Here is a 14,513-nt window from a genome sequence, read left to right as displayed (position 1 = left end):
ATGTTATTCCCGATTCGGACGTAATGTGACCGTGCCGTGACCTGGGTTCCGCTGTGCGGACCGGGACCGGCCCCGCACACGGCCCCGGGGCCTGCTCAGCTCCCGCCGGCCGGGAGCGCCTCGAGGCGGATGTCGGGGTTGTCCCGCGCGGTCACGTTGGCGCGCCACTGGTCCACGAAGAGGGCCAGGTGGGTGCCGTCGGTGCGCTGGAGCACCTCCACGCCGCGCTTGCCGCGCAGCGCCAGGGCGCCGTCCGCGTCGGTGATGCGGGCGACCTGGTAGTCGAGGCGGGAGAAGCGGATGGGGGAGTTGAACTCGTTCTTCATCCGGTCCTCGACGACCTCGAACTGCAGCGGGCCGACGGCGGCGAGCACCGGGCTCTGGTCGCCGCGCAGGTCCGAGCGCAGCACCTGCACGACGCCTTCCTGGTCGAGCTGCTCGATGCCGCGGCGGAACTGCTTGTAGCGACCGATGTCGCCGGCGCTGGCGGCCATGAAGTGCTCGGGGGCGAAGCTGGGGACCGGCGGGTACTCGATCGGGTCGCCGACGTAGACCGTGTCGCCGACGCGCAGCGCCTGGGCGTTGACGAACCCGATGATGTCGCCGGGGGCGGCGTGGTCGACCGAGGCGGTGTCGCGTCCGAAGACCGACTGGGCGTACTTGGTCGCGAACGGGCGGCCGGTCGCGGCGTGGGTGACGACCATGCCGCGCTCGAAGCGGCCCGAGACGACGCGGGCGTAGGCGAGGCGGTCGCGGTGCGCCTGGTTCATGCCCGACTGCACCTTGAAGACGAAGGCGCTGAACTCGTCGTCGACCTCGCGCACGGTGCCGTCGACGCCGGCGGTGGCGCTCGGGCCGGGGGCGAGGTCGAGGAGCAGGTCGAGCAGCTGGGCGACGCCGAAGTTCTGCAGCGCGGAGGCGAACATGACCGGCGTGGTCGCGCCGGAGAGGAACCGCTCCTGGTCGTGGTCGGCGCCGTCGAGCTCGAGCAGCTCGTGCTCCTCGACCGCGTCTGCCCAGACGGCGGCGTCCTCCTCGCCGACCTCGTCGGAGGACATCCGCCGCTCCGGCGCGATCGTCGCGCCGCCGGCGGTGCGGGTGTACTTCACGAACTCCCCGGTACGCCGGTCCAGCACGCCGCGGAAGTCGCCGGCCTCGCCGACCGGCCAGGTCAGCGGGGTCGGGCGCAGCTTGATGCGTCGCTCGATCTCGTCCATCAGCTCCAGCGGGGAGAGGCCGGGCCGGTCCCACTTGTTGATGACGGTGATGACCGGGATGCCGCGCAGCGCGCAGACCTGGAAGAGCTTGAGCGTCTGCGGCTCCAGCCCCTTGCCGGCGTCGACCAGCATCACCGCGGAGTCGACGGCCGAGAGCACCCGGTAGGTGTCCTCGGAGAAGTCGCTGTGACCGGGGGTGTCGACCAGGTTGATCACGTGGTCGCGGTAGACGAACTGCAGGGCCGCCGAGGTGATCGAGATGCCGCGGGCCTTCTCCATCGCCATCCAGTCCGAGACAGTGGCCCGCCGGTCGCCCTTGCCGTGGACCGCACCGGCCTCGGTGATGACCCGCGCGTGCAGCGCGAGCGCCTCGGTGAGAGTGGACTTGCCGGCGTCAGGATGGCTGATGACGGCGAACGTACGGCGGGGACGGGTGTCGGACACCCGCTGAACCTACCGGGGAGCGGGCGTCGAGCCTCAGTCCGCGTGCTCGCCCTGTGACGTCACTCATCGTGAGTGATGACCCTTCCCGCGACCCCGCCGTAGCGTCGTAACCCGGACCACACCAGCGGAAGGCGGGGGTCATGTCGCACGCTCAGGACCAACAGCCCGAGGGGCCGGGATCACAGGCACAGGGACAGACGCCCGGAAAGTCGTTCATCAGCTGGACCTCGATGGCCATCCTCATCGCCACGGCGGTCGCCAGCGTGCGCGGCCTCCCGGCGATGGCCCCCTACGGGTGGGCATCGATCTTCCTCTACATCCTCCCCGCGATCCTCTTCATGGTGCCGGTCGCTCTCGTCGCGGCCGAGCTCGCCAGTGGCTGGAAGGGCGGGGTCTTCGTCTGGGTGAAGGAGGCCTACGGCGACCGGGTCGGGTTCATCGCGATCTGGCAGCAGTGGATGCAGAACGTCGCGTGGTACCCGGCGCAGCTGGCGTTCTTCGCCTCGGCGCTGGCCTACGTGTTCGACCCGAAGCTGGCCAACTCCGGCCTCTTCACCGGGATCGTCATCCTCGCCGTCTACTGGCTCTCGACGCTGATCGCGACCCGCGGTGTCGACGCCTTCGCCAAGGTGGGCACCTGGGGGTTCCTGGTCGGCACGCTCGTTCCGGCCGCGGCCCTGATCATCTTCGCCGTCGTGTTCATGGCCGATGGCGGGACGTCGAACCTGCAGTCGATCGACGACGCGAACTGGTTCCCGAAGTTCACCGGGCTGGCCAGTGTCGTCCTGATCGTGAGCAACTTCCTCTCCTACGCGGGCATGGAGATGAACGCCGTGCACGTGAACGAGATGCGCCGGCCCGCCCGGGAGTTCCCGAAGGCGATCGTGCTCTCGGTCGTCGTCATCCTCTTCGTGTTCATCCTGCCGACCCTCGCCATCTCCGTGGGCGTTCCGGGCTCCAGCGTCAACCTGACCCAGGGCGTGCTGCAGGCCTTCGACGTCTTCTTCGGACATCTCGGGATCCCCTGGGCGACGACCGTGATGGCCCTGCTGATCGTCATCGGGATCCTCGCCTCCGTGGTGACCTGGATCCCTGGCCCGAGCAAGGGCCTGCTCATGGTGGGCAAGGAGGGCTACCTCCCGCCGAGCCTGCAGAAGACCAACAACCGGGGGATGCAGGTCCCGATCATGCTGGTGCAGGGCCTGATCGTCACGGTCCTGGCGGTGCTGTTCGCGGTGCTGCCCTCGGTGCAGTCGGTGTTCTGGATCCTCACCGCGATGGCCGTGCAGATCTACCTGATCATGTACATGATCATGTTCCTGGCAGCCATGAAGCTGCGGCGCAGCCACCCCGACGTGAAGCGCGGCTTCCGCACCCCGGCGATGACCCTGGTCGGATCGGTCGGCTTCGTGGCGAGCCTCGCCGCCTTCATCCTCGGGTTCGTCGAGCCGTCGGGCAACGCGGACTCGACGCCCCAGAGCATCTACATCCTGATCCTCGTGGCCGGCATCGTGCTCCTCGGGATCTGGCCGCTGGTGCTCTACAAGCTCCGCAAGCCCGAGTGGAAGGTCGAGCCTTCCGCTGACCACACCCACGACGCGCCGGTCCAGGAGGCCTGATCGCGATGACCACGAACCGTCTCCACGCAGCCGCCCTGGTCGTCGCGGCCGGCGTCGCGCTGACCGCCTGCTCGTCCGCGGGGACCGCGTCCGACCCCGACAGCGACCGGGCCAAGGAGCTCGCCGCCCAGCTGAACGAGAACCTCGCCGACGAGGGCCTGGTCCCCATCGACGAGGACACCGCGACCCAGCTCTACGGCACCGACGGCGGGGTGAGCTGCGAGAACGTCGGGGAGCTTCAGCAACAACTGTCGCTGTCGCAGTTCGGCAACAACGCGCTGCACCTGCGCCGCGTCGTGCTGGACCCGAGCGTCGTCGCGTACGACCTCACCGTCGTCGACACCTACTGCCCGGACAAGGCCGACGAGCTCCGCGACGAGCTCGACGACCTCGGCACCGAGGAGACCATCCCGACACCGTCCAACTAGCCGGGGCAGCCGAGAGCGCGACCCGGAGATGTACGGCGAACCCGGCAGCCGATGGTGGGCGCGGGCCTCGCGGCCATCGTCCTGACCGGAGACGAGCACATCCATGGACCCACGAGAGCGGCTTCGCCGGTTGGCCTTCGACCAGCTGCCGGCCGACGCCGAGGGGAGGGCCAGCGCCGGTGCCCGATCCGGACGCCCGCTCGACGCCAAGACCGTGAGCCTGGCCCGTCTCGCCGCGCTCGTGGCGATCGGCGGGGGAGCCGGGCCGTCGTACGGTCAGCTCGCCGACGACGCGCTGAGCGCCGGGGCCAGTGTCGAGGAGATCGTCGACGTCCTGGTCGAGCTGCTCCCGGTCGTCGGGCGGGTGCGCGTGGTGGCGGCAGCCCCGGCGCTGGCGCTGGCCCTGGGCCTCGACACCGACGACCTTCCGCAGGCGTGAACGGTCGCGGGCGACCCGCGGCTCATTCGCCGAGAAGGCCGAGGAGGGTCGCCCGGGTGACCGCCTCGCCCCGGGAGGACACCCCCAGCTTGCGATAGATGGCAGCCACCTCGGAGGCGACGGTGTTGCGGGAGACCCGCAGGCGCTCGGCGATGTCAGCGATCTTGAGGTGCGTCTGGAGGTAGGGCAGGAGCCGGAGCTCGGCCGGGGTGAGCGGCACCTCGTGTCGGATCGCCCGGGTGGTCGAGGTCGTCGTCAGCGTGCGGAAGTCCTCGACCTGGCCGACCAGCGTGCCGAGCTCGGGTCGGTGCCGCAGCACGTCGTCGATCTCGCGCAGGAGGTGCCGGGTGCTGGCATGGTCACCGCGGGCCCAGTAGACCTTCGCGAGCTGGAGCCTGCCCCGTGTCGCCAGGCAGGGCATCGCGAAGGTGGAGGCCGCTCGGGAGCGCATGGCGCGGGTGAGCTGGCGGTCGGCCGCCACCGGCTCCGCGCGGTGCAGGGCGAGACGCGCCGCAGCCGCACAGGGCAGCAGACTGATCGCGTAGTCCTCCAGCTGGTGGAGCTCGACGGTGCGTTGGGCGCGCTCGACGTGGGCGGCCGCGTCGTCCCACCGCCCCTCGTCCATGTCGATGAGGGCCAGACCCGCCTCGCTGAGCACCACTGCCTCGGTGTTGCCGGTCCGGCGGCCCGCCGCTGACGCCTCCTCGAAGGACCTCGTTGCCCGCGCCGGGTGGTCGAGGAGCAGCTGTGCCTCGGCGAGGAGGCACAGCGCCGTGGGACGCCACGGGCTCCACTCCGGTTCCGCCCGTGCTGCGAGGTCGGCGTCCGCACGCATCTGTGCGGGGCCGGCGGCACACATCAGGGCGCGCAGCATCGATCGCGACGACGCCAGGGACGCCGATCCGTCCGTCGGCGTCAGGTCGAAGGAGCTCCGCTCAGCGACGCTCGCCCACCGCTCCGCGCCGGCGGTCTCGCCCTCCATCGCCGCCAGCCGGGCGGCGAGGACCGCCAGCGGTGGGTAGGCCTCGATCGTCGCGTCGCCGAGCGCGGCGAGCCAGCGCCGGACCACGGAGATCTGCCCGTCGCCGTACGTCTGAAGTGCCAGCTCGGCCACGAGCTGGGCGCACCTGTCCCGCTGACGGGTTGCCAGGAGGTGCTCGACCGCCATTCCCGGGGACCCGTGGGCCTCGAACCAGTCGGCCGCGCGCAGGTGCAGCTTCTCGATCAGCTCCGGCTCCGTGCGGCGCAGCTCGGCGAGGAGGAAGTCGCGGAAGAGGGCGTGGTGGCGGTACCAGTCCCGCCTCCTGTCCAGGGGCGTCAGGAAGGAGCTCGACGCCTCGAGCTCCCGCAGCAGGCTCGTGGCACCCACCTGCTCCAGGACGGCATCGCAGAGCGGCCCGTGGAGCCGGTCGAGGATCGCGGTGCGCCGGAGGAACTCCCGCACCGCGGGGTCCAGGCGGCGGAACACGGCGAGCTGGAGGTAGTCGGCGATGAAGGGGTCCTCGCCCGAGAGCTCCCAGTCGTCGCTGCGCACCTCGTGGGCGATCAGGGAGGCGAGGCGCAGCCCCACCGGCCAGCCCTCGGTCCGCTGCGTCACCGCGATCGCCTGCTCGGGTGTCAGGTCGACGTCCGCGGCGGCGAAGATCTGCTCCGCCCCGCCGGCATCGAGGGCGAGGTCGGCCGCGGTGAGCTCCACGGCGTCGCCGGCCGCGCGGAGCAAGGGCAGGTGCGGTTGCTGGTGGCGGCTGGCGGTCACGACCTGGGAGCCGGGCGGGACGGCGGCGAGCACGACGCCCAGGACGTCGTGACAGGCGGGCGCACGGAGCTCGTGCAGGTCGTCGACCAGGAGCACGAAGGGCGTCGGCGCCCGGCTGAGGGCGGCCGCGACGTAGGGGGCACCCCGCGCGAGCGCGGCCGCTCCCAGGCCCTTGACCGCGGCGGCCAGGCCGGCCTGCTCGGGCATCGCCCGCTCGTAGGCCGAGGCCAGGAGGAACAGCAGCCTGCCCGCGTCGTCGTCGAGCCGGTCGAGCGAGATCCAGCCGACCCGGCGGCGTTCGCGGTTCGCCCACTCGATCAGCAGCGTCGACTTGCCGTAGCCGGCGGGGGCCGTGACCCCGACGGCGATGGCGCCGCTGCCACGCACCTCATCGGTGAGCGGTGCCCGGCTGACGAGACCGGGACGCACCGGCGGGAAGGCGAGCTTGACGTCTAGCAGGACGCCGTCGAGCCGCGCGCGCGGCTGCCCGGGCTCGCCGGCGCCCGCGGGGCGGTTCACAGGACGAGCTCCGGCTGGAGCCGGTTGGGCGTCCAGACCTTCTGTCGTCGCGCGGCGAGCGCGGTCGCGAGCAGGGCGATGAGGCAGACGCCGAGCAGCACCCCGAGGTTGCGCGCCACGATCGCGAGCTCCCCGCCGTACAGCGTCTGGCGCAGGCTGTCGACGGCGTAGGTCATCGGCAGGAACCAGTGCATCGAGCGCAACGGCTCGGGGATCGTCTCCCACGGGAAGGTGCCGCCCGCGGTGACCAGCTGCACGAGCATCAGCACCAGCCCGATGAACTCACCGACCGTGCCCAGCCAGGCGTTGAGCGCCTGGATGATGGCCACGAAGGTCACCGACGCGACCAGCAGCACGGCGGCTGTGGCGAGCTCGTGCGCCGGGTCGATGTCGAGGCCGAAGCGGACGATCGCGAACATCACGGCGGTCTGGAAGGCCGCGACGACCGCCGGTGGCACCAGGCCCCCGAGCGCGGTGCGGGCCGAGGGGCCGTCGGCCGCCAGCGAGCGCACCGAGAGCGGACGGACCAGCAGGAAGAGCATGTAGGCGCCGATCCACACGGCGAGGGACATGAAGAACGGGGCGAGGCCGGCGCCGTAGGACCCGGCACGCGCGAGCGTGTCGTCGCGGACGCCGACGGGGTCGCCGATGGTCTGCGCCGTACGCCGCTCCGTCCGCTCGTCGAGGTCGGGGACCTTGCGCAGCCCGCGGGCCAGGCCGTTGCGCAGCTCGGTCGTGCCGGACTCCAGCCGCGCGCCCCCGTCGCGCAGGGTCGCGCTCGAGGACGCGAGCCGGTTCGCGCCGGCGGACAGCTCGTCGGCACCGGCCACCAGACGGCCGGTGTCGTCGGCCAGCGTGCGTGCGCCACTGGCCAGCGTGGTGCTGCCGGAGGCGACCTCGCTGCCGCCGGACGCAGCTCGCTCGATGCCCTCGACGAGGGTGGGCGCGGCCGCGGCCAGCCGGCGCGCGCCGGACGCGACCTCGGCGGACCCGCGGCTGAGCCGGTCCAGCTGGGCGGCGGCGCGCTGGATCCGGGTGTTCACGCGGTCCACCGGGATCGCGGTCACGCTGAGCTGGTTGAGCAGCTGGTCCGCCGCGGTCCGGGTGAGCAGGCCGTCCTGGACGAGCACCGCGAGCGCGTCGGCCAGCGACCTGCGGGCGGCGCGCAGCTGGTCGACGACCACCCGCGAGACGGCGGCCGCCTCGCGCCCGATGGTCGCGACCTGACGGTTGCCGTCGGCCACCCGTTGCGCGCCGCTCGCCAGCCGGGCGGTGTCGGCCGGCAACGTCGCGGTCCGCGATCGCAGCGTCTGCAGGCCCGAGGCCAAGGTGGCGGTGCCCTGTTGGAGACGCTCCGCCCCCTCCGAGAGTCGGTTCGTCCCCTCCGAGAGGCGGGCTGCGCCGCTGGCCGCCTGCTCGGCGCCGCCGGCCAGGCGAGCCGTGCCCTCGACGAGCTCGACGGTGCCCCGGGAGAGCCGGGTGGTCCCGTCGACCAGCCGCTGCGCGCCTCGCACGCCGCGGGTGAGATCGGTGTGGACCACCCCGAGACCCTGGAGGAACCGGCTGGCCGCCTTGGTGCCGACCTGCTGGGCGATCGTCGTGCGCACGTCGTCGGCGATCGTCGTGGCGATGGTGGTGGCCAGGTAGTTGGTCGCGTCGTTCGTCAGCAGGTCCAGGCTGGCCTTGCGCGGCTTGAACCGCGAGGTGGAGACCAGATCGGCGGAGAAGCGCGGCCCGATGATGAGCGCCGCGTCGTAGCGCCCGGTGTCGACGCCCTCCTCGGCCTCCTTCTGGGTCGTCTCGACCCAGCCGAACCCACCGGATCCGTCGAGCAGTCGGCGGGCGACGTCGTCGCCGTAGTTCACCTGCTCGGTCTCGCCGGTGGCCGAGTTGCGCAGCTGCGCGCCCTGGTCCTGGACGACCAGCGCGGCCGGCACCCGCTCGAGGGAGTCGTAGGGGTCCTCGTTGGCGTAGACGTAGAGGCCGGCGTACAGCGACGGGATCACGATCATGGCCAGGACGGCCATCTTGGGCAGCACCCCGGCCGTGATCCGTCGCAGCTCGGTGATGGCCAGCCGGACGACGATCATGGCTCCTGCTCCCTCCGCTGCGGAGCCGGAGGCCCCGGGTGCGGCTCGCCGGTCGGTGGAGCGCCGAAGAGCCAGATGGTGTCGACGAGCGCCGACGCCGGTGGTGGCGTGCCGCCGTCGGAGTCGCGGGGCTCGCGCTGCGGCCGGACCCGCAGCGCCTCCAGCGGCGTCGTGTGCTGGTCGCTGCCGTGCTCCGGCGGGGGCAGCCTCATCCCGAGGTCGCGCGCCGAGGACAGCCCGCACTGCACGAGCACGCCGTAGCCGACGGCGGCGTAGGCCTGCGCGATCGACCACCACTGCGAGGGGTCGCCGCCGTGCCGGTCGGGCAGCGAGAGCACGAGGAACCGCACGCCCTTGCGCTCGGCGGCCAGGGCGGTGAGCAGGGCGGTGCGCACCGGGCCGGGCAGGGTGTCCACCCGGTTGCGCTCCAGCGAGGCCAGCCGGTGCGCCGAGAGCCACTTGACCGGCACCCCGGGCCAGACGGTGCGTCGCGCGAGGGAGAGGTCCTCGGCGACGACGGTCCCGACGCGCACCGCCTCGACGGGCTCGGAGACCGCGGGGAGGTCGACCACGGCGCTGCGTCGGCGCAGCTCCTTGCGCTGGGCGGTCTGCGTGCCGTCGTCGCGCAGCAGCCGGACCCGGCCGGCGTCCGGCGCCAACCGACCGGTCAGTGCCAGCGCGAGGGCGGTGTGGCCCTGGCCGGGCTCACCGGCCAGCAGCACGCACTCGCCGGTCTCCACCTCGAGGTGGTCGAGCCGGAGCAGCGGGCCGCGGCGGCCCTGGACGTGGATCCGGTCCAGTGAGAGCTGCACGTCAGTGCCTTCCTGGTGCGGCGCGGAGGCCGGGTGCCGGGCGGGAGTGGGTGTCCCCGCGCGGCGTGCTCATGGCCGCCGCAGTGCGGGGATGTAGGCAGCGATGACGAGCAGGACGGCGTAGGCCCAGGCGGCGGCGTTGCCGACCAGGAACACCGCGGCCAGCGCGATGGCGGTCAGGACGCCGGAATAGCCGGAGAGTCCCTGGTCGATGGTCGCCGAGCTCTCGCCCATCGCCCAGGCGCACAGCGTGCCGATCACGCTGCCCATGGCGGCCGCGAGCCCGACCTTCCAGGAGGCGACGAAGAGCCCGATCAGGATCAGTGCGCCCGACCGGACGCTGTTGACCAGCACCACCTCGGAGACGTTGGTGAGCAGAGAGCGCAGCATCGACTCGCCGGTGCCGTCGGCGATGTGCTGGGGGGGGCGAGCGCACGTGCACCCTCGTGGTCAGGGCATGAGCTTCGTGCCCCGCTCCCGACGACGCCGGGCGAGGTCCGCGACCTGGTAGACGTAGAGCTTGTCGATCTCTCGAGGGGTCAGGTTCATGGCCTCGACGACCTTCCGGGTTGGGGACCGCCAGCACAGCCGGTGACGGAGTGTCGAATATCACGAACACCCTCGCCGAGAGCCGATGGGGCAGGTAGGGCCGAAGTCCCGCCCCGGGGGAGGGCCCTTGTCCTCCCCCGCCCGAGGGGGCCCAGATACAGGAAAACCCCGGCCCTGATACCCGCGCCCCAGATTCGGCAGGCTCTGGCCAGGCCGACACCTCTGTGTGGTAATGGGGCTATGTCGTCTCCGCTCGCCAGCGAGCCACCCTCGACGAGCGGTTAGCCGGGTTGATGGACAACCTGTGGCTTCTTCTCGGGATCGTCGTCCTCACGGCGGCGCTGCTCGACGTCGTCCTCACGGCGCTGGACTTCGACGAGGACGGCTTCATCTCCGGGCGACTGAGCCGGGGCGTCTGGCTCGTCGTGCGCCTGTTCACGCGCCGCATGTCGCGGCGCTGGCGGCGCGCCGTCCTGCGCCAGGTCACGTGGGTGCACATGGTGGTGATCATCATCGCCTGGCTGCTCGGGATCATCGTCGGGTTCGGCCTCATCTATTACGGCCAGATGTCGCGCAGCGCCTTCTCGGTCTCGGGCACCGACGCCGGCCTGACCCTCTTCGATGCTCTCTACTTCAGCGCCGCGCAGCTCTCGACAGTGGGCGGCTCCGCCCTCACCGCCGAGACCGACCTGCTGCGCTTCCTCAGCATCGCCGAGACCCTGAGCGGGGTCCTCCTGCTGTCGCTGATCCTGACCTTCCTGCTCGGCGTGTTCTCGGTGATCAGCGACCTCAGTGCCCTGTGCCGGTATTTCTTCACCGCCGAGCGTGGGGCGGGGTCACCGGTCGCGAGCCTGGCGCCGTTCTTCCGTGAGGGCGAGCCCAGCGGTCTCGATGGCCACCTCGACGGCATCGCGGGCTCGTTCTCCTCCTACGTCGACGGACTGCGGTTCCACCACTCGGCGTACTACTTCCAGAGCGGGCAGGACCAGTTCGCGCTGCCGTACGCCGTCCGGATGCTCGCGGGGACACTGAGTGCGCTGCGGTGGGGGCTCCCGACCGGCCACCCGGCCGCCACCGAGCCGGGACTGGTACCGCTGACCTTCCAGTTCCTGGAGTTCGAGGACTACCTCGAGCGGATGGCCACCTGGCGCAACGTGGCGGTCCCGGAGGTCGTGAGCCGCGAGGAGTTCGAGCGCATCGTGGGCCACCCGGAGCGTGACACGCGGGACCTGTGGGTGACGCGGTTCGTCGAGCTGAACGCCGCGATGGGCCAGCTGGCGCGCATCGACCCGCTCGCGGACCTCGACGACGCCTACCAGCGCTACCGCCAGTGGCTGCCGTTCGAGTTCCGCGCGCAACGCATGACCCTCGCCGTGAGCGACGACCTCGACTACCAGCCGGTGATCGTCAGCGACCGGCCCGTCTCCATGCTCCAGGCCGAGGACAGCGTCGCCCTGAGCAGCGTGCAGACGGGGACGGTCCCGGACATCGACCCGCGCCTGCTGTCGGTGCGGGCCAGCCGTGAGCCCCCGACGCGTCGCCAGCTGTTCGCGGCCCGGTTCCTGTCCCTGACCGACCCCGGCAACGCCCGCCTCCGCGCGGCCACGCGTGCGATGCTTGCCGCGGTCGCCTCCGCGGGGGCGCTGTACGCGGTCTTCGACGGGCTCGACCGGACATCCGTCGAGCCGGCGGTCTTCGGCGGTTTCGTGGCGATGCTGAGCTCGGGCGCGGCCGTGGGCCAGACCCAGCGGGATCGGCGGATCACCAGCCTCGTCGTCGCGGTGCCCATCTCGGCGCTGGTGCTGCTCGGAGCGCTCGTCTCGGACTCCGTCTGGCTCACCGGTGTGCTCGTGGTGGCGGTGGCGACCCTCGCCGTGGCGGCCAGACGCTTCGGGCCACGCTGGTCGACGCTGGGGCAGGTGTCGTTCATGGGCTACTACTTCGCGCTGATCCTGCGCCTCGAGCCCTCCGACGTCCTCGCCTACGTCGCGGCCGCGGTGGTCGGCGTCGGGGCGGCGTTCGTCTTCAACCACGTCCTCATCCCCGAGCGGCCGCCGGTGGTCCTGCGTCAGGGCCTCGAGGGCTACGCCCGACGCATGGTCTCCTCGATGGACGCACTGCTGGATGCTGTCTCCTGGGCGCGCTGGGACCGCGCGGTGCGCACGCACGTCGAGGTCGAGCTCCAGCAGCTGCGTGCTCACGCGACGTTCGTCGGCGGTCAGCTCCGGCAGGGAGAGGCCACGGCCGGGATGCCGGCCGGGCGCGCCGTGGCCCTGCGGCTCCGGCTCTTCGATTCCGAGCTCGCCCTGATGAGCCTGGTCGCGTCGGCTCGCGGCCTCGCCGGCGTCACGGTCTCGTTGGAGGCGCGTGCCCGCCTCGCCGGCCGTGTCGATCTGCTCCAGGCCCATCTGGCCGAGCTGACGGTGGCCTCGCTGCCCGGCTCGGACGGGGGGAGACGGGCGCCGAGCGGGCTGGCGCCGTGGGTGGACGCCGACCCGCCCGCAGCATGGCCGCGTGCGGCGCGCCTGGTCTTCGAGTCCGTCGACGAGCTGCACCGTTCGGCCGTGCGGTTGCGTGACGCGGCGATCGCCGCGATGGACCCGCCGGTCGCCGAGGTGGCCGCGACCGCACAGGCCGAGGAGGAGCGCGAGGAGGAACGCCAGGAGGTCGCCGACACCACCACCATTCCCGCCGCGGGCGACACCGGTGTGGCAGCAGCGCCCGACGCAGGCCGGGGGAGCGGACTGCTGGCGCCGGCGGTGCGGCGGGCCGTCCAGGCCGGGGTCGCGAGCGCGGCCTCGCTGCTGGTCGGCTGGCTGGTCTCCACCACCCATCAGTACTGGGCGACGCTGTCGGCGTTCCAGGTGCTCGGCGACACCGACGGGGACACGTTCGTGAAGGGCGCGCGGCGGGTCGCGGGCACCGTGGTCGGCGCAGCCGTGGGCTTCGGGATCGCGCTGTCCGAGGCTGCGATCGCCCCCGTCATCATGCCGCTGCTGGCCCTCGCCGTGTTCGCCTCCGTCTACTACCGCCAGGTGAGTCCGGCGGTCGCGACGTTCTGGACGACCATGATCTTCGCGCTGCTCTACGAGTACCTCGGCAACCTGACCACCTTGGCGCTCGCGCAGCGGGTGGCGGAGACGCTTCTCGGCGCCGTCATCGCTCTCGTGGTGGCCTACGTCGTCCTGCCGACGCGGACCCGGACGGTGCTCGACGAGAACGTCAGCGTCCTGGCCCGCGACATCGATGCGATCGTCACCGCCAGCATGGGGCGGCTCGCCGGGGCGCCCCCGACCGCGCTCCCGGAGCTGAGGCAACGGGTGCTCACCGCCAGCCAGGACGTCCGCACGGTGGTGGCGACGGCCGAACCGCTGCGGCACGCGCCCGGGGCGCTCGGACCCGAGGGCATCGAGGGCCGCCTCACTGCGGTGTGGGCGCTGACCAGCCACGCGCGCCGTCTCGTGCGTGCCGCCGAGCGGGCGATCGTGACGGGGGTGGGGCCGCACGACCAGGACTGGCGCGGGATGGCCCGGTCCACGAGCACGAACATCGCCGCGCTCACCACCGCCCTGGACGGGCGGCTCCCCGGCCCGCTCGTGCTCGAGGTCGCGTCCTTCGAAATGAGCGGTAGCGGCCCGACGGACCGGCTGATGGACGACGTCATGCGCGAGCTGACCCGGATCAACCAGACGGTGCTGGCGCTGCTCGAACTGGTCTCTCCGGGTGCCCTCGAGGGTGTCGCCCCGGCGCACGCCAGTACGGTCGCCTGATGCTCGACACCACCAGCACGCCCGGGGACTCCGGCGGCCGGCGACGCAGGCGTCCGGCGCACTTCCAACCGGCGTCGATCGGTCTGGTGCTGGTCGGCGGCGGCATCGGTGCGGGGTGCCGCGAGGTGCTGTCGCGGGAGATCCCGGACCTCGACGGGATCCCGGTGATGATCCCGGTCGTGAACGTGATCGGCGCCTTCCTGCTCGGGTTCCTCTACGAGGGGCTCAGCCGCACCGTTCCCAGGCCGATGGACACCGTGCGCCTCAAGGCGCTGCTCGGCGCAGGCTTCTGTGGCGGCCTCACCACGTACAGTGCCTTGGCGACCGACACCGCCGTGCTGCTCGACAACGGCCGGATCGGAATGGCGCTGGCCTACGCATGCGGCACCGTGGTCGTCGGGGCCGCGGCCACGATCGCGGGCATCGTGGCTGGGGCCCGGATCCAGCGGCACCCGGCACCGAGTGAGGAGGTGGAGCGGTGACCCTGCCGCTCTACTTGCTGCTCGTGCTCACCGGCGGCGTCGGCGCTGCGCTGCGCTATGTGCTCGACGGCCTGATCGGGTCCCGGACGAAGGGGTCGTCGTTCCCTTGGGCGACCACGATCATCAACGTCAGCGGCGCCTTCGTCCTCGGTCTGCTGACTGGCCTGGTGGCCGGGCGGATGGAGGACACCGACGTGCGCGCGATCCTCGCTGTGGGACCGCTGGGCGGGTACACGACCTTCAGCACCGCCAGCTACGAGGCGGTGCAGCTCGTGCGGCAGAAGCAGTACGGCCTGGCGCTGGCCTACGGCGTCGGCGTGCTGGTGGTCTGCGTCGGCGTCGCGTTCGTCGGCTACTACTACGGGTCGCGGGCCTAGGCGCCACTCGC

General features: G+C 72.1%; 12 protein-coding genes. 6 read left to right on the top strand and 6 right to left on the bottom strand.

All coding sequences use genetic code 11. The features are described from left to right. Positions 1-95 precede the first annotated feature (95 nt). Positions 96-1,661 carry a peptide chain release factor 3 gene (locus GFH29_RS12815; RefSeq protein WP_153324206.1) on the bottom strand — a complete coding sequence of 522 codons (1,566 nt, stop codon included), beginning with the start codon at positions 1,659-1,661 and terminating at the stop codon, positions 96-98. A 140-nt stretch (positions 1,662-1,801) separates the two neighbouring features. Here GFH29_RS12815 and GFH29_RS12810 point away from each other — a divergent pair, with 140 nt between their 5' ends. The 3 genes from GFH29_RS12810 to GFH29_RS12800 all read left to right on the top strand — a co-directional run bounded on the left by GFH29_RS12810 (position 1,802) and on the right by GFH29_RS12800 (position 4,147). Continuing rightward, on the top strand, positions 1,802-3,280 hold the full coding sequence (locus GFH29_RS12810; RefSeq protein WP_153324204.1) for an APC family permease: 1,479 nt from the start codon (positions 1,802-1,804) through the stop codon (positions 3,278-3,280). A gap of 5 nt (positions 3,281-3,285) precedes the next feature. Continuing rightward, positions 3,286-3,708: a hypothetical protein gene (locus GFH29_RS12805; protein ID WP_153324202.1), complete on the top strand. Its 423-nt coding sequence runs from the start codon at positions 3,286-3,288 to the stop codon at positions 3,706-3,708. Positions 3,709-3,811: 103 nt separating this feature from the next. Next, entirely contained in the window at positions 3,812-4,147 is a 336-nt protein-coding gene (locus GFH29_RS12800; protein WP_153324200.1) for a carboxymuconolactone decarboxylase family protein, read from the top strand. A gap of 22 nt (positions 4,148-4,169) precedes the next feature. Here the strand turns inward: GFH29_RS12800 and GFH29_RS12795 are convergent, their stop codons facing one another. From GFH29_RS12795 to GFH29_RS12775, 5 genes are all read right to left on the bottom strand, one after another. After that, complete coding sequence (locus GFH29_RS12795; protein ID WP_153324198.1) at positions 4,170-6,422, bottom strand: helix-turn-helix transcriptional regulator; 2,253 nt, start codon at positions 6,420-6,422, stop codon at positions 4,170-4,172. Next, positions 6,419-8,512, bottom strand: a complete 2,094-nt coding sequence (locus GFH29_RS12790; RefSeq protein ID WP_153324196.1) for a YhgE/Pip domain-containing protein — start codon at positions 8,510-8,512, stop codon at positions 6,419-6,421. Before GFH29_RS12790 ends, GFH29_RS12795 begins: the two co-directional genes overlap by 4 nt. Continuing rightward, entirely contained in the window at positions 8,509-9,324 is an 816-nt protein-coding gene (locus GFH29_RS12785; protein ID WP_153324194.1) for an ATP-binding cassette domain-containing protein, read from the bottom strand. Before GFH29_RS12785 ends, GFH29_RS12790 begins: the two co-directional genes overlap by 4 nt. Positions 9,325-9,393: 69 nt before the next feature. Beyond that, a complete protein-coding gene (locus tag GFH29_RS12780; RefSeq protein WP_323368694.1) occupies positions 9,394-9,738 on the bottom strand; it encodes an urea transporter in 345 nt (114 codons plus the stop codon). 36 nt (positions 9,739-9,774) lie between these two features. After that, positions 9,775-9,873 (bottom strand): urease subunit gamma, encoded by a 99-nt coding sequence (locus GFH29_RS12775; RefSeq protein ID WP_224769027.1) that lies wholly within the window; start codon positions 9,871-9,873, stop codon positions 9,775-9,777. Between the two features lie 293 nt (positions 9,874-10,166). Here GFH29_RS12775 and GFH29_RS12770 point away from each other — a divergent pair, with 293 nt between their 5' ends. The 3 genes from GFH29_RS12770 to crcB are packed head-to-tail and all read left to right on the top strand — an operon-like array spanning position 10,167 to position 14,502. Next, a complete protein-coding gene (locus tag GFH29_RS12770; RefSeq protein ID WP_153324191.1) occupies positions 10,167-13,643 on the top strand; it encodes an FUSC family protein in 3,477 nt (1,158 codons plus the stop codon). Continuing rightward, positions 13,643-14,125, top strand: a complete 483-nt coding sequence (locus GFH29_RS12765) for a fluoride efflux transporter FluC (RefSeq protein WP_153324189.1) — start codon at positions 13,643-13,645, stop codon at positions 14,123-14,125. The genes GFH29_RS12770 and GFH29_RS12765 overlap by 1 nt, the downstream gene beginning before the upstream one ends. Continuing rightward, complete coding sequence (crcB, locus tag GFH29_RS12760) at positions 14,122-14,502, top strand: fluoride efflux transporter CrcB (protein ID WP_153324187.1); 381 nt, start codon at positions 14,122-14,124, stop codon at positions 14,500-14,502. The genes GFH29_RS12765 and crcB overlap by 4 nt, the downstream gene beginning before the upstream one ends. Positions 14,503-14,513: the final 11 nt, after the last annotated feature.

Source organism: Nocardioides sp. dk884 (assembly GCF_009557055.1).
Lineage (GTDB): Bacteria > Actinomycetota > Actinomycetes > Propionibacteriales > Nocardioidaceae > Nocardioides.
This window is presented reverse-complemented; position numbering and strand designations above follow the sequence as displayed.